At 75.1% G+C, this 17,791-nt stretch carries 17 protein-coding genes; 6 read left to right on the top strand and 11 right to left on the bottom strand.

Annotated features, from left to right (window positions below):
* The first annotated feature begins 50 nt into the window (after nt 1-50).
* Genes PATMI_RS38435 through PATMI_RS0123745 form a run of 3 tightly spaced genes read left to right on the top strand, consistent with a single transcriptional unit; the run spans nt 51 to nt 3,473 of the window.
* Nucleotides 51-1,220: a helix-turn-helix transcriptional regulator gene (locus tag PATMI_RS38435; RefSeq protein WP_051472222.1), complete on the top strand. Its 1,170-nt coding sequence runs from the start codon at nt 51-53 to the stop codon at nt 1,218-1,220.
* Complete coding sequence (locus PATMI_RS35415; protein ID WP_051472223.1) at nt 1,217-2,344, top strand: helix-turn-helix transcriptional regulator; 1,128 nt, start codon at nt 1,217-1,219, stop codon at nt 2,342-2,344. Before PATMI_RS38435 ends, PATMI_RS35415 begins: the two co-directional genes overlap by 4 nt.
* Before the next feature lie 28 nt (nt 2,345-2,372).
* Entirely contained in the window at nt 2,373-3,473 is a 1,101-nt protein-coding gene (locus PATMI_RS0123745; RefSeq protein WP_026912698.1) for an AMP-binding protein, read from the top strand.
* 58 nt (nt 3,474-3,531) lie between these two features.
* Here the strand turns inward: PATMI_RS0123745 and PATMI_RS0123750 are convergent, their stop codons facing one another.
* Nucleotides 3,532-4,416: a hypothetical protein gene (locus PATMI_RS0123750; RefSeq protein ID WP_026912699.1), complete on the bottom strand. Its 885-nt coding sequence runs from the start codon at nt 4,414-4,416 to the stop codon at nt 3,532-3,534.
* Between the two features lie 137 nt (nt 4,417-4,553).
* Here PATMI_RS0123750 and PATMI_RS0123755 point away from each other — a divergent pair, with 137 nt between their 5' ends.
* Both PATMI_RS0123755 and cobF read left to right on the top strand, forming a co-directional pair.
* Complete coding sequence (locus tag PATMI_RS0123755) at nt 4,554-4,991, top strand: hypothetical protein (protein ID WP_026912700.1); 438 nt, start codon at nt 4,554-4,556, stop codon at nt 4,989-4,991.
* Between the two features lie 43 nt (nt 4,992-5,034).
* The gene (gene cobF, locus PATMI_RS0123760; RefSeq protein ID WP_026912701.1) at nt 5,035-5,793 is read left to right on the top strand and encodes a precorrin-6A synthase (deacetylating); all 759 of its coding nucleotides are present in this window, start codon (nt 5,035-5,037) and stop codon (nt 5,791-5,793) included.
* Between the two features lie 9 nt (nt 5,794-5,802).
* Here cobF and PATMI_RS0123765 read toward each other — a convergent pair whose 3' ends face one another.
* The 9 genes from PATMI_RS0123765 to PATMI_RS0123805 all read right to left on the bottom strand — a co-directional run bounded on the left by PATMI_RS0123765 (nt 5,803) and on the right by PATMI_RS0123805 (nt 12,995).
* On the bottom strand, nt 5,803-6,051 hold the full coding sequence (locus tag PATMI_RS0123765) for a hypothetical protein (protein WP_026912702.1): 249 nt from the start codon (nt 6,049-6,051) through the stop codon (nt 5,803-5,805).
* Nucleotides 6,048-7,235: an inorganic phosphate transporter gene (locus tag PATMI_RS0123770; RefSeq protein ID WP_026912703.1), complete on the bottom strand. Its 1,188-nt coding sequence runs from the start codon at nt 7,233-7,235 to the stop codon at nt 6,048-6,050. The genes PATMI_RS0123765 and PATMI_RS0123770 overlap by 4 nt, the downstream gene beginning before the upstream one ends.
* A gap of 99 nt (nt 7,236-7,334) precedes the next feature.
* A complete protein-coding gene (locus PATMI_RS0123775) occupies nt 7,335-7,799 on the bottom strand; it encodes a hypothetical protein (RefSeq protein WP_169738412.1) in 465 nt (154 codons plus the stop codon).
* A gap of 61 nt (nt 7,800-7,860) precedes the next feature.
* The gene (locus tag PATMI_RS0123780) at nt 7,861-8,514 is read right to left on the bottom strand and encodes a hypothetical protein (RefSeq protein ID WP_026912705.1); all 654 of its coding nucleotides are present in this window, start codon (nt 8,512-8,514) and stop codon (nt 7,861-7,863) included.
* Complete coding sequence (locus PATMI_RS0123785) at nt 8,511-9,278, bottom strand: hypothetical protein (protein WP_026912706.1); 768 nt, start codon at nt 9,276-9,278, stop codon at nt 8,511-8,513. Before PATMI_RS0123785 ends, PATMI_RS0123780 begins: the two co-directional genes overlap by 4 nt.
* Nucleotides 9,275-10,168 (bottom strand): phosphate ABC transporter ATP-binding protein, encoded by an 894-nt coding sequence (locus tag PATMI_RS0123790; RefSeq protein ID WP_245604262.1) that lies wholly within the window; start codon nt 10,166-10,168, stop codon nt 9,275-9,277. Before PATMI_RS0123790 ends, PATMI_RS0123785 begins: the two co-directional genes overlap by 4 nt.
* Nucleotides 10,165-11,142: a PstA family ABC transporter permease gene (locus PATMI_RS32915; RefSeq protein ID WP_051472224.1), complete on the bottom strand. Its 978-nt coding sequence runs from the start codon at nt 11,140-11,142 to the stop codon at nt 10,165-10,167. The genes PATMI_RS0123790 and PATMI_RS32915 overlap by 4 nt, the downstream gene beginning before the upstream one ends.
* Nucleotides 11,139-12,119 (bottom strand): phosphate ABC transporter permease subunit PstC, encoded by a 981-nt coding sequence (gene pstC / locus PATMI_RS0123800; protein ID WP_026912708.1) that lies wholly within the window; start codon nt 12,117-12,119, stop codon nt 11,139-11,141. The genes PATMI_RS32915 and pstC overlap by 4 nt, the downstream gene beginning before the upstream one ends.
* Nucleotides 12,120-12,164: 45 nt before the next feature.
* Nucleotides 12,165-12,995, bottom strand: a complete 831-nt coding sequence (locus tag PATMI_RS0123805; protein WP_157260949.1) for a phosphate ABC transporter substrate-binding protein — start codon at nt 12,993-12,995, stop codon at nt 12,165-12,167.
* Between the two features lie 269 nt (nt 12,996-13,264).
* On the opposite strand from PATMI_RS0123805, the gene PATMI_RS0123810 reads away from it, so the two are divergent.
* Entirely contained in the window at nt 13,265-14,701 is a 1,437-nt protein-coding gene (locus PATMI_RS0123810; protein WP_026912710.1) for a hypothetical protein, read from the top strand.
* Nucleotides 14,702-14,767: 66 nt separating this feature from the next.
* Here PATMI_RS0123810 and PATMI_RS35420 read toward each other — a convergent pair whose 3' ends face one another.
* Nucleotides 14,768-17,791: a lytic murein transglycosylase gene (locus PATMI_RS35420; RefSeq protein WP_051472225.1), complete on the bottom strand. Its 3,024-nt coding sequence runs from the start codon at nt 17,789-17,791 to the stop codon at nt 14,768-14,770.

A 17,791-nucleotide genomic window follows, 5' to 3' on the forward strand; every position in this document is an offset into this window, starting at 1 on the left:
CGTGAACCATCGTTCACACTCCGAGAGCGCGGCCAGGTATGGTTGGTGCTGTGAGCGCACGCACACGAGTCCAGTCGTCGTCCCCGGACATCGGAACCGCCGCCCACGTCGCGGCGCTCGACGGCCGCGTGCGGGCCCTCCTCGGCGCCCAGCCCACCGCCGACGGCGCCCCCGACCTCGCCCTCGCCGTGGCCCGCGAGCAACTCGAGGACCGGCTCAGCCGCGACGCCGCGACGTGGTCGCGGGACACCGTGGTCGAGGCGTGCGACCTCCTCCGGTCCGTGGACGAGGTCCAGCGGATCCGCGAGGAGCGCGCGGTGCGCGAGCGCCTGACGGAGCTCGCCCGCATCCAGCGGGCGGTCGACGCGCTGTCCGGCCTGAGCACGGACGAGGCCGTCCGCCGGGCGCCCATCGTGCTGTGCGAGAGCTGCGACGTCGGCCGCGGGATGATCTCCGCCGTCGTCGGCTCGATCTGGGTGCCGCGCCACCTGCACATCACGCCGGGCCACGAGGAGCACGCCGACAGTTTCCAGGAGTACATCTCGAGCGCCCGGATCCCGCTCGCGCACACGCTGCTCGAGGCCGAGCTCGTCCGGCGCCGGGTCGCGGGGATCGTCGACGACACGGCCGGCGACGAGCGCACGTTCAAGCCGATCGTCGAGGCCGGCCAGTCGGCGGCCTACGTCGTCGCCCCGATCATGTCGCGCGGCCGCGCGATCGGCTTCGTCCACGCCGACCGCCACGACGGCGACACGCGGGTCACCGACCACGACCGCGACCGGCTCGCCGCGTTCGCGTCCTGCTTCGGGCTGCTCCACGAGCAGACCCTGCTCCGGGACCGCCTGGCGGCCCAGCGGCTGCGGTCCCGCGCCGCGTTCGCCGACGCCGAGTCGTCCCTGATCCGGCTGCAGGAGGACGCCGTCCGCCTCGACGACGCCCTGCGCTCGGCGGCCGAGGTCGCCGACGGGCCGACGCGCCAGGACGCCGGCGGGCCGACCGCCCAGCGCGTCCAGGACCTCCTCACCAGCCGCGAGCGCGAGGTCCTCGGGCTGATGACCGAGGGCGCCACCAACACGCGCATCGCGGAGCAGCTGGTGATCGCCGAGGGCACCGTCAAGTCCCACGTCAAGAACATCCTGCGGAAGCTGCGGGCGCCGACCCGGTCGGCGGCGGTGGCCCGCTACGCGCACCTCACGCGCCGCTCCAACCAGGTCGCATGAGCCCGGAGGTCCTGGGCGGCTCCCGGTCCCCCCGCGCGCGCCGGACGGGCGACGTCGCCCGGCACGCCGACACCATCGTCCGGCGCCTGCACGCGATGGGCATCGACCCGGGCGCCGCGGGCATCGGGGCCGACGACCTCGAGCGGGCCTCGACCACGCTCGACCGCGGCGCGGAGCTCGTGACCGGGCTGCTCACGGGCGCACCGGCGCGGCGCCGGTCGGAGCTCGCCGCCGTCCTGGTCGAGCTCCACGACGCCCGCCGCAGCATCCGCGCCCTGCGGATGACCGGGCGCGGCCGCCCCGCGGAGGCCCTGCAGCAGAGCGTCACCCGCCTGCGGAACGTCAGCTCGACGACCGGGCTGCTGGACCGCGTCTGCGGCGAGGCCGCGACGTGCACCGGGCTCTCGCGCGTGGCGCTGTCGACGGTGGCCGAGACCGACTGGAGCGTGTGCCGCATCCACGCGGAGCACGAGCCCGGCGCCCAACCGCCCCCCGAGCTCCTGGCGATGTCGCAGGACATGGCGGGGATCGAGCGCGAGGTCCTCCGCACCGGCGACGGCGTGGTCGTCCCCGCAGACGCGGACACCCCGATGCGGCAGGTGTTCGGGTCGTCCCACGTGGTCGTCCCCGTGCCCGTGTCGACCGGGGTCCTGGGCCTCCTCCACGGCGACCACCACCCGACGGACCGACCGGCGGACGAGGTCGACCGGGAGCTCCTCGCCGCGTTCGGCCGGGCCTTCGGCCAGATCTACGAGCGCACCGCGCTGCAGGAGCGGCTCGACACGCAGCGGCGCACCCTGATCGCCGCGCTGCAGGCGGAGACCGAGGCGGCCGAGGAGCTCGGCGCCGCGGACTTCAGCTTCGCGGTCCCGGGTCACGAACCCGACGCCGACGCAGTGCCCGCGCCCCGCGGGAGCAACGCGGCCATCGACGCGCTGCTCACGCCGCGCGAGCGCGAGGTCCTCGAGCTGATCCTCGCCGGCGCGTCCAACGGCGTCATCGCCGAGCGGCTCGTGATCACGACCGGCACGGTCAAGTCGCACGTCAAGCGCGTCCTGCGCAAGATCGGCGCGGCGAACCGCTCCGAGGCGATCTCGCGATACTTCGAGCTCGACGGCGCCTGAGCCACCTCCACCACCCCGGAGCGTCCCCATGTCCTGGACCGAGACCACCACCCGCCCCCGCCCCGCCGCCCTCGAGGCGACGACCCTCCCCGACGCGTTCGCCCGCACGGTGGCCGAGCGTCCGGCCGACGTCTGGCTCCGGTCCGCCGGCCCGGAGGGCGCCGCGATCACCTGGGAGGACGCCGCCGGTCGCGTCGCGCGCCTCGCCGGGGGCCTCGAGACGATCGGGGTCGGTCGTGGCGACGTCGTCGCCGTCGCGCTCGCCGGCTCGCCGGAGCTCCACCTCGTCGACCTCGCGGTCCAGCACCTCGGGGCCGCCGCGCTGCAGCTCGGCGCGTCGCCGGCGGACGACGCCGCCGCACTCGTGGACGCCGCGGGGGCCCGGGTCGCCGTGACCCACGCCGGGGCGATCGCCGGGATCTCCGGGGCGACGGCGCTGACGCACGTCGTCTCCGTCGACGGCGGCGAGGGCTCCACCGCCACGCTCGACGCGCTCGAGTCGGGCGCCGGGGACGGCATCGACCTCGCGGCGGCGACCGCCGCCCTCACCGGGGACGACGTCGCCGCGGTGCTCGTCGAGGACGGAGCGCCCGTCCGCCGCACCCACGGCGAGCTCCTGGCCGCCCTCGTCCGCGTCGAGGACGAGTCCTCCCCCGCGCTCGGCGGCCGGATCGTCACGTCGCTGCCCGCCACGACCGCCGGGGTGCGGACCGTCGACGTCGACGCGGCGATCGCGTTCGGCCTCGAGGTCACGTGCGCTCCCGGGCCGGACGACCTGGCCGCGACCGTGGCGGCCGTCCGGCCCACGCGGCTGCTCGCGCCCGCGCCGCTGCTCGAGGCGCTGCGGGCCGACGTCGAGTCGGCGGCCGCGGAGTCGTCCGACGTCGCCGCCGCGCTCCGGGCCGGGTTCGACACGGACGACGCGATCCAGGCCGGCTGCCCCCCGCAGTTCCACCCGGGGCCCGGCCCGGAGTTCGAGGCGCTGCTGCTCGCCGCCCGCGAGCGGCTCGGCCTCGACGCGCTGGAGTGGCTCGGGGCCGACGCCTCCGCCGACCGCGAGCTCCTGCGCGTCCTGCGCGCGATCGGGGTCCCCGGGGTCGAGCCGTGGGCCGTCGCGCCGGCCGCCTGAGCGCCGCGACGCGACCCTCGGCGTCCGGCGGACGCGGGGGACCGGCGACCGCCCGGGCTCAGGCGCCCGCCGACCGCGGCGCGCCGGCGACGGTGCCGACGACGAGGTAGTCGACCCCGTCGACGAACGGCCAGTGCCAGAGGGCCGTCGAGAGGACCGGCACGCCGGCCTCGGCGAGCGCGGGGCGCGGGTCGGCCTCCCGGGGGCCCTTGGCGCGGGCGGCCAGCCGCAGCGCCTCGCCGGGGTCGTCGTCGGCGGCGTCGAGCACGTCCCGGAGCTCGACCGGCTGCGCGTAGCCGTTGCCCCAGCACGCCGGGTCGTGGACGTGGACGACGACCGGGGCGGACGCGTGCAGGACGGCCACGACGCCCGCGGTCAGCGGCCCGCCCTCCCGGGCGATCGTCGCCCGGCGCCGGTCGGCCGGCACACCGGCGTCCAGCAGCGCCGGGTAGAGGAGCTGGCTGTAGAGCAGGTCGCCGATCACCAGGTCGTAGGGGCCGCCGGGGAGCCGTGTCCCGCCGTCGCCGGTCGTCGCCGGCCCGGACCGGGGGCCCACCGCCGCGCCCCGCGCCGCGGGCGCACCGACCGCCCCCTCGTGGGACGCCGCGTGCACGACCCGGTCGACCGCACCGCGCGTGACGTCGTGCTGCACCACGCGGATCCGCCGGCGCAGGCCGCGCCTCACGCGCCGCACGGCCTCGGCCGCCGCCGCGTCGTCGATGTCCAGGAGCGTCACGACGGACGCCCGGTGCGCGATCCGCCCCAGGGGCAGGTCGTCGCCGTTGCCCGCGCCCACGACCGCGACACGGGCCCCCGGGGCCAGGTGCGGGTCGGTGAGCGACCAGAGCGCGTCGCGGCACGACGCCCAGCGCGGTCGTCGCCCCCGCTCGCGGCGCGCGTTCCTGGACGCGTTCGCGTCGGCGGCGGCACCGTCGGGGACCATCCGCGGGACGGTACCGGGGCGCGGTCCGGGCGCCCTGCGTACGGTGGCCGCATCGGGACCATCGTGGCGCCCTCGGATGCTACGTTGGGTGGTGGGTCCCGTCACCGTCCTCACTCGTCCGCCCCGGGCCCGGCGCCATGACCGCTCGCACCCTCCCACCCACGCCCCAGCACACGTCCCACATCGGACCCGCGGAGCTCGCCGCCCGGGCCGCCGCCGTGGCGCTCGCCGTCGCCTCCCTCGCCGTGTTCGTGATCGGCACGTACTTCTGGACGAAGGTCATGACGGAGACGTTCAGCCCGCTCGGGTACGCGTTCACGCCGGTCGGGATGTACGGCATCGCGATCGTCCTGATCCCGCTGATGGGCGTCATCCACCGCCTCTGGATCAGCGGCGACCTGGAGCGCAAGGAGGGCATCGCCCAGGCCGCCGAGCGCGACCGCCTGCGGACCTCGCTGCTGGGGGCCCCGCCGCCGGGCAGCCTGCGCAACGTCCACGCCCAGCCGCCGCCGGAGAACCTGATCTTCGGCGAGGACCTCGAGGAGCTCCGCCGCCGCCGGCGCGAGGGGAGCTGACCGTCCCGGGGTCGAGCGCGTCGCGGCACTACGATGCGGCGTCGTGCCCCGGCTCCTCATCATCGGCATCGGCGTCGGCGATCCCGACCACGTCACGGTCCAGGCGGTCCGGGCGCTGAACGACTTCGACGTCCTGTTCGTCGTCACCAAGCCCGGCGTCGACGAGCCGCTGGCGCTGCGCCGCACGGTCGTCGACCGACACCGCGCGGCGGGCGCGTACCGCACGGTCGAGCTCCCCGACCCGCCACGGGAACGCGAGCTCGACGGCGACCACGGGAGCGCCGTGCGCCAGTGGCGCCGGGAGCGCGCCGACCTGTGGACCGCGGCCCTCGACGAGCACCTCGGGGCCGACGAGACGGGCGCGTTCCTCGTCTGGGGCGACCCGTCGCTGTACGAGTCGACGCTCGCGATCGCGCAGACCGTGGTGACCCGCACCGCCGTCCCCGTCGAGGTCGAGGTGCTGCCCGGCGTGAGCGCCGTGCACGTGCTGACCGCACGCCACCGGATCCCGCTGAACCGCGTCGGCCGCGCGGTGCAGATCACCCCCGCGCGCCTGCTCGCGGACGGGATGCCCGAGGACGTCGACGACGTCGTCGTGATGCTCGACGCGCACGCCACGTTCGCGTCGATCCCCGCCGACGGCCTCGAGATCTACTGGGGCGCGTACCTCGGCACGGAGGACGAGCTCCTGCGCAGCGGTCCCCTCGGTGAGGTCGCGGAGGAGATCCGGGCCCTCCGCGCCGAGGCGAAGGCGCGGAAGGGTTGGATGTTCGACACGTACCTGCTGCGCCGGACCGGCTGAGCGGCGGCCCTACTTGTGCGTCATCGCGATGACGCCGAACACGATCGCGGCCAGGCAGACCGCGCCGCAGAGGGCGACGAGCGCCCCGTTGACGAGCACCGCCGTGGACCGCCCCTCGGTGCGCGCCTGCTCGAGCGCCTCGCCGCGCAGGACGCCGAACCCGAAGATCGCGGTCACCCCCACCCCGCCCCCGAGCGCGATCAGGACGATCTTCCAGAGCGCGTCGAGGTCCACGACCTGGGCGAGCGGGGCGATCATGCCGCGCTCCCGGCCGGGGTCGGGGCCGCGGGTCGTCGCGGCTCCCGCTCCGTCGCCTCGTCCCCGGACCCGACCGTGTCGTCCGGCTCGACCGCCTTGCGCTGCACCGTGATGAACAGCGAGGCCGCGGCGGCGCCGGAGACGATCGCCATGATCACGGACCCCGTCGAGCCGGAGCCGATGGCGTCGGCGGCCTGCCAGATCATCGCCGCGACGAGGCCGGCCGCCGGGATCGTGAACAGCCAGGCGAGGACCATCGTCCCGAAGAGGCTCCAGCGGACCTCCGACAGCTTCTTGCCGAGGCCCACGCCGAGGACGCCGCCGGAGACCACGTGGGTCGTCGAGAGCGGGTAGCCGAAGTACGTCGAGCCGAGGATGACGCTCGTGGACGACGACTCCGCGACGAAGCCCTGCGGCGACTCGATCTCGGTCAGCCGCGTCCCGAGCGTGCGGATGATCCGCCACCCGCCGATCGCCGTGCCCGACGCGATGGCGAGCGCCGCGACGAGCTTCACCCAGACCGGGATCGTGTCGGCGTTCTCGAGCGTCCCGTGGGCGACCAGCGCGAGCGTGATCACGCCCATCGTCTTCTGCGCGTCGTTCGTGCCGTGGGCGAGCGAGACGAGCGACGCCGACGCGAGCTGCCCGTAGCGGTAGGCCCGGCGACTCTGGTCCGTCGGCCCGCCGGGACGCAGGCGGTAGGCCACGAACGTGCCGAGCGCCGCGACGAACCCGCAGATCACCGGGGCGAGGACGGCGGGGAGCAGGACCTTCTCGACCAGGCCGTCGCCCTTGATCGCCCCGGTGCCGTTCGCGATCAGGACGGCACCGACGATCCCGCCGATCAGCGCGTGGCTCGAGCTCGACGGCAGCGACAGCGCCCAGGTGACGAGGTTCCAGAGCATCGCGCCGGCGAGCGCGGCGAAGATCAGCGCCATCCCCCCGTCGCCCTTGATGACGGTGTTGTCGACGATGCCCGAGGCGATCGTCGCGGCGACCTTCACCGAGAGGAACGCGCCGACGAGGTTCAGGACCGCCGAGAGCATCACCGCCTTCCGGGGGCTGAGCGCCCGCGTGGCGATCGAGGTCGCCATCGCGTTGGCGGTGTCGTGGAAGCCGTTGGTGAAGTCGAACGCGACCGCCGCGACGACGACCACGACGAGGAGGAGGACGTCGGAACCCATGACCGTCCGCCCTACCCTTCGGGGCCCCCGCGCAGCGGGCCTTCACGACCCTTTCACGGTGATGGCGCGGCGGCGCTCGGACGGCTCCGCGGGCGCCGCTCAGCGGCCGTCCCGGCCCTCCCTGGGCACCTCGAACTCGCCGTCCGGATCGATCGGGACGGTCCGCGGGCCCGCGGTCTCCGGCGCCGCCGGAGCCGGCTCCGCGGCGGGGGCGTGCTCCCGCGTCGACTCCTCGCGGACGGTGCCCTCGATCGTGCCCAGCACCTGGCGGACGATGATCCGCTCGCCGCAGCTCCAGCAGTACTCGGCGGAGCGCCCGTGGGGCGCGCCGCAGAAGCGGCAGCTGCCGGCGATGCCGGCGTGGTCCTCCGCGAGGCGCTCGACCTCGCTGAGCCGCGCGTCCAGCCGCTGCAGCACCGCGGCGCGCTGCGCGAGGACGTCGACGCGGAAGTGGTCGCGGACGGCCATCTCGTAGACGAGGCCGCCGAGGTCCCAGGTGCTCTCGGCGACCTGCTCGGCGAGCCGGCGGCGCTCGTCCTCCAGTGCGGCGCGCTGCGGGGTCATGCCCGGGATCGGGGGCGCCTCGGCCGGGCGGCTCCAGGGCAGGCGCGGACGGGTGGCCATCTCAGTTGCCCCCGACGACCACGGCGTCGGGCAGGGCGCGGGACGCGTCGCGCGCCTTGTCCGGGTCCTTGCTCTTCAGCGCGTCCTCCGTCGACTTCGGGATCGCGACGGCCTTCGGCGCGGTGGCCGGGGTCTTCTCGATCTCCGCGGCCTCCTTCTTCTGGGTCGCGTCGAGCTTGCTCTTGTCGATCTTCTCGACCTTGTCGGAGCCCGAGTCCGCCGAGGCCTTCGTGTCCTCGGTCGACGTCGTGTCGTCGGCCGACGCCGCGGTGTCCGCGGTCGTCGTCGGCGTCACGGCCGCCGCGGCGGGAGCGCCGCCGACGACGATCGGCTGCTGCGACCCGTCGCCGCCGCCGTCGCCGACGAGCACGCCGACGCCGAAGGCCAGGAGCACGCAGGCCAGCGCCGCGAGGAGGGTCCCGGTCGCGGGGCCGCTGCTCTGGGGTGCCGCCCACAGGGCGGGCGGCACGGCGCCCACCGGCGGGGCGGCGGCCGGCGCAGTCGGCACCAGGGCGTCCTGGAACGGGAGCCGCGCGTGCTGACGCCGGGCGCCGCACGACAGGCAGTAGCGCTGGTCGGCGGCCATCGGTGCGCCGCAGGAGCCACAGGACCCGGCGCGCGGATCGTCGGCGGGGAGGAACGGACTGGTGCTCATCGGGAGGACCTCGTGGTCTTCTGCAGCTTGGTGGGCAGGGCCTCGGCGGCGAGGCGGCCGCGGCGGCCGTCGCCGACCAACACGGCTTCGAAGGTGGCGGACGACCGCGGGGCGATCGTGTCGATGCGGGTGGCCGCCGCGGCGACGAGCTCGTCGCCGTCCCGGGTGGTCACGTAGACCGGGACCTCGGTCTGCTCCCGGCGGAGGTCGTTGTGGACGACGCCGGTGACGGCGACGCCGTCCTCGCCGGAGTCCTCGGTGCTGCGCTTCACGGCGCTGACGCGCAGCGCCGCGGCCGGACGGCGGGAGCGCCGGGTGGGGGCGCCGACGATGACCTCGAGCTTCGCGTCCGTGGTCGTCGCCGGGACGTTCGAGTTGACCCAGGTGACGCGGCCGCGCGGCGGCAGGACGGGGACGCGGAGCAGGAGCTCGTCGCCGCCCTCGCCGTCGTTGGAGTACGTCTGCTTGCCGCCGGCCTGCAGCCGGAGCGCGACGGGCACCCGCAGGAGCGCCCGCGGACCCGTGTTCTGCAGCTCCACGACGACGGCGGTCCCGGCCTTCGTGCGGACCTCCTTGCGCCCCACGACCCGGACGGCGGGGTCGGGACGGCCGAGCGCGACCTTCCCCGGCGCGTCGACGGCCTTCGCCCTGCGCTGCAGCGCGGCGCTCTTGTCCTGGGTCGTCGAGCAGCCGGCGAGCGCCAGCCCGCAGACCGCGAGGCCGACCGCCGCGGGCCCGACGCCGGAGCGCCGGGAGGCGCTCATCCGAACGCCCCCTGCACGTAGTCGCGCGTGCGGTCGGCCCGGGGGTTCGTGAAGAGCTCCTCCGTCGGCGCGTACTCGACGAGGTCGCCGAGGTACATGAACGCGACGTGGTCGCCCACGCGGCGGGCCTGCGCGAGGTTGTGCGTGACGATGACGATCGCCAGGTTCTGCCGCAGCTCGTGGATCAGCTCCTCGACGACGCCGGTCGAGATCGGGTCCAGGGCGGAGCACGGCTCGTCCATCAGGAGGACGTCGGGCTCGACGGCGAGCGCACGGGCGATGCAGAGCCGCTGCTGCTGACCGCCGGAGAGCCGGAGCGCGGGCCGGCCCAGGTCGTCGGCCACCTCGTCCCAGAGGCCGGCGCGACGCAGGGCCTTCTCGACCCGGGGCTGCAGAACCGCCTTGCCGGGGCGGCGCATCGCCTGCTCGCGGATCGCATAGGCGACGTTGTCGAAGATCGACATCGGGAACGGGTTGGGCTGCTGGAAGATCATCGACACGCGGCGGCGCAGCCGGGTGATCTCGAGCTGGTCGATGTCGTCGCCGTCGAGCAGGATCCGCCCGTCGCGGGTGGCACCGGGAGTCAGCTCGACGAGCCGGTTCAGCGACCGCAGGAGCGTCGTCTTGCCGCAGCCCGACGGGCCGATCAGCGCGAGGACCTCGCCTTGGCGGACGGGCAGCGTGACCCGGTTGACGGCCGGCCGCGCCGAACCGGCGTAGTGGATGGAGACCTCGTCGATCCGTAGGCGCTCCGGCCCGTAGGAGGGCGCGAGCGCGCGCGCGATCGGCTCCGGGATCTCCTGGCGCGTCGCGGGATCGACGACGTTCGGGGCCTGCTCGGAGCTGATCCGGCGGACCGGGGGCGGGAATTCGGCCATGGGACTGCTCATCTCGGGAGGTCGTTGCCGGCGCGGCGTCGGCCGATGAAGGCGACGAGGACGTTCAGGGCGATGATCAGGAGCATCAGGACGAACGCGGCGGCGTACGCCTTCTCCGGGGCGTTGCCCTCGCCGGTCGGGGAGTTGTTGTAGACGTAGCTCGTCAGGGTGGAGCCGGTGCCCTGCAGCGTGCCGATGCCCGGGATGTCCGTGCCGGCCTGGAGCTGGAGGGTGGCTCCGAGGAGCAGCACGATGATCGCGGTGTCGCCGGCGATCCGGCCCATGCCCAGGGCGGTGCCGGTGGCGATGTCGGGGCGCACGGTCGGCAGCAGGACGCGCCGGATCGTGGCCCACCGCGTCTTGCCCAGGCCGTAGCTCGCCTCGCGCACGTGGCGCGGCACGGACTGCAGCGCCTCGCGGGTGGTGGCGAAGATCGACGGAACGGCGATCAGCGACATCACCGTGCCGGCGGCGATGAAGCTGCGCCCGAAGACCCCGCCGCCGTCGGCGGCCGAGAACGACGCCCACGAGAACATCGGCAGCTGGAAGATCGCCAGGCCGAAGATGGCGATCGCGATCGACGGGGCACCGGCGATGACCTCGATGCCGGACTCGACGACGCGCGCGAGCCAGCGCGGCTTGCCGTACTCGACGATCCAGAGCGCGGCGCCGACCGCGAGCGGCAGGGCGATCGCCGTGGCGATCACGATGATCATCAGCGTCCCGACGATCGGGTCGAGGATGCCGCCGGTCTGCGACTGGTCCGATCCCGGCTGCGGACGGCTGAACAGGAGGTCCAGGTTCACGTACTGCAGGCCGCGGTAGCCCATGTAGATCAGGAGCGACGCGGCGACGAGCACCAGCAGGATGCCGACGAGCCAGGCGGCGCCGACGCCGATCAGGTCGAGCGGGCGCCAGAGCCGCAGCTCGCCGAGCAGGCGGTCGCGGCGTGAACGCCGCCCCCCGGGGCCGACCGGCACGCTCATCGTGCCGTCCCCAGCCGCAGGCGCCGCTTGATCAGCGATCCGCCGATCGACAGGAAGAGCGACGAGACGAGCAGGACGAGCGCCATCGCGTAGATGCTCGACTTCAGCGCCGGGGCGGCGATGCCCTCGGACTGCTCGGCGATCGTCGCGGCGAGCGGGCGCAGGGGCTCGAAGAGGAAGATCAGGCCGTCCCAGGGCTGCGGGGAGAACCCCTTCGACCCGGAGACCATCGAGAGCATGATCGCCTCGCCCAGCGCACGGGCGCTCGCGAGCACGGCGGCGGCGACGATCGCCGGCCGGATCGCGCGGACCGACACGGACATGACGGCGCGCCAGCGGGTGACGCCCAGGGCCAGCGCCCCCTCGCGCCAGCCCCGCGGCACGGCGGTCAGGGCGTCGACGACGATCGAGATCATGATCGGCGTGATCATCAGCGTCAGCAGGACGACGGAGACGAGGAGCCCGGGCCCGTTGAGCGTGATCACGTACGAGACCGACTCGCGCTGCCCCTCGTTGATGAGGTGGTCGTTGACGAACGGGACGAGGACGAGGATGCCGATCAGGCCGTAGACGACCGAGGGCACCGCGGCGAGCAGCCGCACGACGGGGACGACGATCGAGCGGACCCGCGGCGGGGCGAGCTCGACGATGAAGATGGAGGCGAGGACCGCGATGAAGACGCCGAGGCCGACCGCGAGGACGGTCGTGAGCGCGGTCGCGTAGAGCAGCGGCCACGCGCGGAGCTGGTAGGCGTCCCCCGAGGGGTCGGCGCCGGCGTTGACCATGGCGCCGAGCTCGGCGTCGACGTCCTTCCCGGACCCGAACCAGCTGAGCCCGTTGTGCTGGAACGACGGCCAGGCCTCTATCGCGATGAAGACGATCATCGCGACGATGACCAGGACGACGCTCACCGCCGTCGCGCCGAGCATCCGCTCGGCGCGACGGTCGGTGAGCGGCCGGAAGAGGCTGCGCAGCACGCGGGTGGTTCCTGTCGCTGGTCCTGGTCTCGGGCGTCCGCGGGACTACTTGAGCGGGACGGCCTTCTGGGCGACGACGATCTTCCGGGCCGCGGAGCTCGTGCGGACCCAGTTGACGAAGCGCGCGGTCTCGCCCTTCGGGGCGCCCTTCGTGACCATCCAGAAGGAGCGGGTGCCCTTGTACGCGCCGGACTTCGCGTTCGCGGTCGTGCAGGTGACGCCCTGGTAGCTGGCGGCGCTGACGCCCTCGGTGAACTCGATGGAGACGAAGCCGATGGCGGCCGGGTCGCGCTTGACCGCGGCCTGGATCAGGCCGTTGGAGCCCAGGCGGGCGGCCGTCGACGACAGCGAGGCGCCGCCCATGAAGAGGTTCTCGAAGGCGTCGAGCGTACCCGAGGCCTCGTTGCGGGCCTGGAGGCTGATCGTGCCGGTCTGCTGCGCGCCGGGGATGTCCGACCAGGAGCGGATCTTGCCGGAGAAGATGTCCTGGACCTGCTTCTGCGTCAGGCCGTTGGCGAGCTTGTTCGCCGGGTTCGTGATCAGGCAGACGGCGTCCTTGGCGACGCGGTAGAAGTTGCTGCCCTTCGGGTCGTCGGAGCGCGGGTCGCGCGAGGAGTTGCCGATCGTGACGCGACCCTTGGAGGCGTCGGTGATCCCCTTGTCGGAGCCGCCCTGGGCGACGCGGAAGGAGACCTTCGAGTTCAGCGAGCTGTACTTCTTCGTCAGCGCGGTGACGAGCGGGTACATCGACGTCGAGCCGCTCATCGTGATGGTGGTCTTCTTGGCGGCGGACGCCGGGGCGGCGGCGACGGCGGGGACCGCGAACGCGGCCGCGAGGGCCGTGGCGGTCGTCAGGCGGGTGACGTGGACGGGCATGCGCATGGTGCTGAGGTCTCCTGGGAGTCGAGGTCGTAGCGACGGTGAGGGAAGGCGCCCACCGCCGCGGAGGCGGGGCGCACAGACGGGGATCATGGGACCTGCGCAGGACCGGACTGTGAACATCCGGTGGAATCGACGTAAACACAACACCCGTCCAGGCCGGGCGTCGTGAACGCATGGTTGACGACACCAATCAACGAACGGGCGCGAACCGGTCCCAGGTCGTTCACAACTCGACGTTCACGCGTTGGGATCGTCCTGTCTCGATGGCCGACGAGCGCCCACGCGACGACGTCGCCCCCGACGAGCCCGCGGGACCCTGCCGGTCCTGCGGCGTCCCGACCACGACCGCGCAGCGGTACTGCCTCGGGTGCGGCGAGCTCCTCGGCGCTCGGCGGCTCGACCCGCTCGCGGTGCTGCGGGACCAGGGCGTCCCGGCCCCGGCGCCGGTTCCCGCGGCGGCCCCGGCGGGCCGTGCCGCCCCGATGGCCGCCGCCGTCGCCGCGATCGCGGTCGCCGGGCTGGCCGGGTCCCTCGTCGCCGGCGGCGGCGAGGGCGCGCGGGCCGCGGTCGTGACGCGGCCGACGGCCGCGGCCGCGCCGGCACCGGCACCCACGACGACGGCCGCGAAACCGTCGGCGTCGGCGCCCGTCCCCTCGTCGTCCGACACGAGCGCGTCGGACGACACGAGCTTGACGGCGGACGCAGCGCCGGCCGAGGTGACCGCCGCCCCGGCGGCGACGGACACGGGGACCGACACGTCCGCCGACACCGGCGGCGACACCGGGGACGACACGACGACCCCGGACGAGCCGGCGATCCCGCCCCACGTCTGGCTGCTCGCGATCGAGGGGCCCCGCGCCCAGGAGGCCGTCGATCGCGTCGCAGAGCAGGGCGTGCGGCTCACCGGCGTCCGGCCCGTCTCCGCCGACACCATCGGGAACGCCACGACCCTCGTCACGGGGAACCTGCCCGCCGGCGCCGCCGCGGCTCCCGGGACCACCACGACGACGCCCGCCGCGGGCACGACCACCACCGTCGATCCGTCGGCGGCGCCGACCGCGTCGCTCCCCGAGGAGCTGACCGCGGCCGACCAGACCTGGCGGAGCTACGTGGACGTCCAGCCCGGCGGCGCCGACGCCCTGCCCGGCGCGTGCGCCGACCCGCCCGCCGGCGACGCGGCCGCCGCGGCCCTCGCGGCCCGCACCCCGTTCGGGCGCATCACCGCGCTGCGGACGGACGACCTCTGCGCGAAGGGCACCGCGAGCCTCGAGACGCTCGGCAACGACGTCTCGTCCGGCGACTCCCTCCCGTCGTTCTCCTACGCGACGCTCGGCGGCTGCGCGCCGCCCGAACGCACCGTCGTCGCGCTGCCCGACCAGGTCTCCGACACGGTCACGGCGATCACGGAGAGCACCGAGTACCAGGAGAGCGGCGTCGTGATCGTCACGACGGTCGGCGCTGCCGACCCCTGCCCCACCACGCCCGCGGCCCCGGCCGCCCCGGTCGATCCCGCGGCGGCGCTGCCGCCCGCCCCGACGGTCGTCCTCCGCGCCGACGCGAAGGCCGGCTCGTCGCTCGACGTCGCGACGGACCTGCGCTCGCTCACGCGCCTGGCGGCCTCGACGCTCGGCGTCGACCCGCCCGGGACCTCCGGCGCGGACGACGTCCCGGCGCTCGAGCTCCCCGCCGCCGGCGGCTGACGGACCGCCCGTCCGGCGGGCCGACCCGGGACGCACGGGCCGGGGCCCGGGCGGTCTCTCCCCCCCTCAGCGCTCCTGCTGGTCCTTCGCCGACGTCGCCGCGTCCGACACTGTCCGCCGGACCGACGGGTTGTCGATCTGGGCGAGCCGGTTCGTCAGGAGGCTCCACTGGCCGGGCTTCAGCACGGCGTTGACCTGCTTGCCGAGCTTCGCGTCGCCGTCGGTGGCCTCGCGCGGGTAGCCGACGTGGATGTGGTCGTCGTGGTCGGCCATCGCCAACGTGTTGTCGGCGCCGGGGAACGTCATCAGGGTGATGATCTGGTTCGGCTTCATCGTGCCCTGGAGCTGCAGGAGCTTCCGGACGGTCGACGCGGTGATCGAGCCGGCGCCCTGGTGCCCCATGATCGGGATGCCGTTCACGGCCGAGATGTCGACGGCCGACCCGTACGAGTGCGCCGAGACGTTGCCCGACGCGGTCATCAGGCTGTGACCCGTCTTCAGGCAGGACACCGTGAGGTGCAGGCCGTTGGCGGTGAGGTACTCGAGCATCGCCAGCACGCGCCGATCGATCGCACCGGTCCGCACGTCCTCGCGGCCGCCGTCGTAGATCGTCAGGCGCGGGTCGGCGAGGACCCGGGCCTGGAGCTGCGCCTTGCTCATGAGCAGCAGGCGCCCGACGTCCGGACGGTCGCCGCGGTCGGCGACGAGCTCGCTGCGGTCGTCGTGCCCGAAGACCGACGCGTCGTCCAGGAGCCGCCAGCCGGCGATGATCGGCTTCGGGTCGATGCGCGGCGTGCCGTCGCCGGCCGGGCGGATCGCCAGGCGCAGCGACGTCGACGACGTCTTCCCGAGGATCGAGCCGGCGAGCACGCGGCTGCCGCGGACGAGCGGCCGCAGGCGGACGTCCTTCCGGCGCAGCGACCCGGCACGGACCATCCAGCGATCGACGTCGTCGACGTGGTCGTCCTTCGCGGAGCCGGGAGCGGCCGCGACGGTCGGGGCCGTCCGCTTCGGCACGGCGGCCGGGGCGGGCTCCGGGGTCGTCTCCGTGCGTCCCCGCAGCAGCTGGGCGGTGGCGTACGGCCCGACCACCGTCCGCGTCCCGATCGTGGCGAGGCCGGGCGTCATGACCGGATCGCCGGTGCCGGGCAGCTGCGGCAGCACCGCGCCGACGCCGGAGGCGCCCGGCACGAACACCGGGACGGCCGGGGCCTGGAACGGCGCGGTGGGTCCGGCGGTGAGCGGTCCGGCCTCGCCGCCGGTCGCCGAGCCGTCGGACGGCGCGGTGCCGTCGCCCGGGACCGCGGCGACGGTCGCCGGCGTGCCGGTGGCGGGCATCGGCGTGGTGGGCAGGCCCGTCTCGGGGTTGACGGCGGGGGTCGCCGTCGCCGGGTCCCGCGGGGCCGGGTCCGCGGGCGGCGGCGTGAGGGCGACCGGGGGCGCGGGATCCGCGGGCGGCGCCGTCGCGGTCGTCGCCGGCGGGACCGGGACGGTCGTCGTGGCGGGCGGCGCGGCGACGGTCGCCGGACCGGGCGCGGACACGGCGCCCGCGGTCCCCCGGAGGCCGGCGTCGTCGCCGCGGCCGACGCCGTCGCGGCCGCTCGCGGGGCCACCGGCGTCGGCGACCGTCCGCGGGCGGGCCGGGCCGACGGCCGCGACGGATCCCCCGGCGGCGACGGGTGCGGCGGTCGGGCCGTCCTGTCCCGCGGCGGACGCACGCGTCGTCGCGGTCCGGCCGCTCGTGCGGCGCGCGTGGGTCGCACGCAGCCGGGGCCGGGAGCCGGCGGTCGCCGGCGCCTTCGGCGTCGGGTCCGCGCCCGTGGTGCCGGGGGCCTGCGCGTCGCCCTTCGCCGCGGCGCCGGTCGCGGCCGGCCCGTCCTCGTCGGTGGTCGTCGCGGCGCCCTTCTTCGCGGGGCGCGCGATCAGGTGCTGCTCGGCCAGCGACCCGAGGTGGGCGTACTTGTAGCGGTTGCCGTAGGCGTCCCGGAGCTCGATGAAGCGGCCGAGCTTCGGGCCGTTGCCGATGCGGGTGACGGTCGCGTCCTGGATCGCGACGACGTCGGAGCCCTCCGGGGACGCGATCCGCGCCCAGCGGTCGGGGCCGTTCTCCCGCAGCACGAGGCCGTCGCGGTGCTTGCCGCTCTTCGTGACGCCCGTCCCGCTGCCGGCCACGTGGACCGGGAGCTGCGCGAGCGTCAGGCCGGTCAGCGACGCGACGACGTCGGTCGGCAGCCCGGCGATCGCCTTCGCCCGCGCCATCACGTCGTCGACGTACCAGCCGGCGTGGTTGTACGCGAAGACCGCGCGCTCGACGTCCTTGTCGCCTCCGGCGGCCTTCAGGTACCGGGCCGCGGCGAAGATCGCGTCGACGGGGTTGTACGGGTCCGCCTTGCGGTCGCCGTTGGCGTCGACCCCGTAGGTCTTCCACGTGGCGGGCATGAACTGCATCCAGCCCTGCGCACCGGCGGTCGACACGCTGAGGTTGCGACCGTAGTCGGTCTCGATCTCGTTGATCGCGGCCAGAACCTCCCAGCGGATCCCGTACTGGACGCCGGCGGCCTGGTAGATCGGCAGCAGGAACGGCGGGATCCGGAAGCGGGCGACGGACAGCGCCGAGAGCTTCGTCGCCGGGGCGTCGAGGAGCTCCGCGGCGGTCTTCTTCGCGTCGGCCGCGTCCTTCGCGTCCTTCGCGTCCTTCGCGTCGTCGCGCACGTCGTCGGCGGACCGGCCCCCGGAGGTGGCGCGCTTCTTCGCCCGCTTCGCCTTCTTCCGCTTCGGCGCGTCCTTGCCGCGGCGCTTCTTGCCGTGCGGGGTGCTGCCGGTCACCGACGGCGCGGACGACGGCCCCTTCGGGCTGCGCTCCGGGATCGGCACGGGCGTGGTCGTCGTCGGGATCGGCGCGGGGACCGTCGTCGTCGACGCGGGCGGGCCGACCGGGGCGGCGGGCACGGGGTCGCTCGGCGTCGCCGGCGCGGCCGTCGTGGCCGGGGCGGCGTCGGTCGTCGCCGGGGTCTCGCCGTCGGCGAACGCCGCGGACGGCGGGATCGCGAGGACCGCGAGCAGGGCGAGCGTGGGGATCCTGGGGCGCAT

The sequence above is a fragment of the Patulibacter minatonensis DSM 18081 genome, assembly GCF_000519325.1.
GTDB classification, from domain to species: domain Bacteria; phylum Actinomycetota; class Thermoleophilia; order Solirubrobacterales; family Solirubrobacteraceae; genus Patulibacter; species Patulibacter minatonensis.

What these genes read in the sequence shown, in the direction of transcription:
- PATMI_RS35415 (WP_051472223.1), top strand. Translation starts at nt 1,217, where the DNA reads ATGAGCCCGGAGGTCCTGGGCGGCTCCCGGTCCCCCCGCGCGCGCCGG.
- PATMI_RS0123745 (WP_026912698.1), top strand. Translation starts at nt 2,373, where the DNA reads ATGTCCTGGACCGAGACCACCACCCGCCCCCGCCCCGCCGCCCTCGAG.
- PATMI_RS0123750 (WP_026912699.1), bottom strand. Translation starts at nt 4,416, where the DNA reads ATGGTCCCCGACGGTGCCGCCGCCGACGCGAACGCGTCCAGGAACGCG.
- PATMI_RS0123755 (WP_026912700.1), top strand. Translation starts at nt 4,554, where the DNA reads ATGACCGCTCGCACCCTCCCACCCACGCCCCAGCACACGTCCCACATC.
- PATMI_RS0123765 (WP_026912702.1), bottom strand. Translation starts at nt 6,051, where the DNA reads ATGATCGCCCCGCTCGCCCAGGTCGTGGACCTCGACGCGCTCTGGAAG.
- PATMI_RS0123770 (WP_026912703.1), bottom strand. Translation starts at nt 7,235, where the DNA reads ATGGGTTCCGACGTCCTCCTCCTCGTCGTGGTCGTCGTCGCGGCGGTC.
- PATMI_RS0123775 (WP_169738412.1), bottom strand. Translation starts at nt 7,799, where the DNA reads ATGACCCCGCAGCGCGCCGCACTGGAGGACGAGCGCCGCCGGCTCGCC.
- PATMI_RS0123780 (WP_026912705.1), bottom strand. Translation starts at nt 8,514, where the DNA reads ATGAGCACCAGTCCGTTCCTCCCCGCCGACGATCCGCGCGCCGGGTCC.
- PATMI_RS0123785 (WP_026912706.1), bottom strand. Translation starts at nt 9,278, where the DNA reads ATGAGCGCCTCCCGGCGCTCCGGCGTCGGGCCCGCGGCGGTCGGCCTC.
- PATMI_RS0123790 (WP_245604262.1), bottom strand. Translation starts at nt 10,168, where the DNA reads ATGAGCAGTCCCATGGCCGAATTCCCGCCCCCGGTCCGCCGGATCAGC.
- PATMI_RS32915 (WP_051472224.1), bottom strand. Translation starts at nt 11,142, where the DNA reads ATGAGCGTGCCGGTCGGCCCCGGGGGGCGGCGTTCACGCCGCGACCGC.
- PATMI_RS0123805 (WP_157260949.1), bottom strand. Translation starts at nt 12,995, where the DNA reads ATGCCCGTCCACGTCACCCGCCTGACGACCGCCACGGCCCTCGCGGCC.
- PATMI_RS0123810 (WP_026912710.1), top strand. Translation starts at nt 13,265, where the DNA reads ATGGCCGACGAGCGCCCACGCGACGACGTCGCCCCCGACGAGCCCGCG.
- PATMI_RS35420 (WP_051472225.1), bottom strand. Translation starts at nt 17,791, where the DNA reads ATGCGCCCCAGGATCCCCACGCTCGCCCTGCTCGCGGTCCTCGCGATC.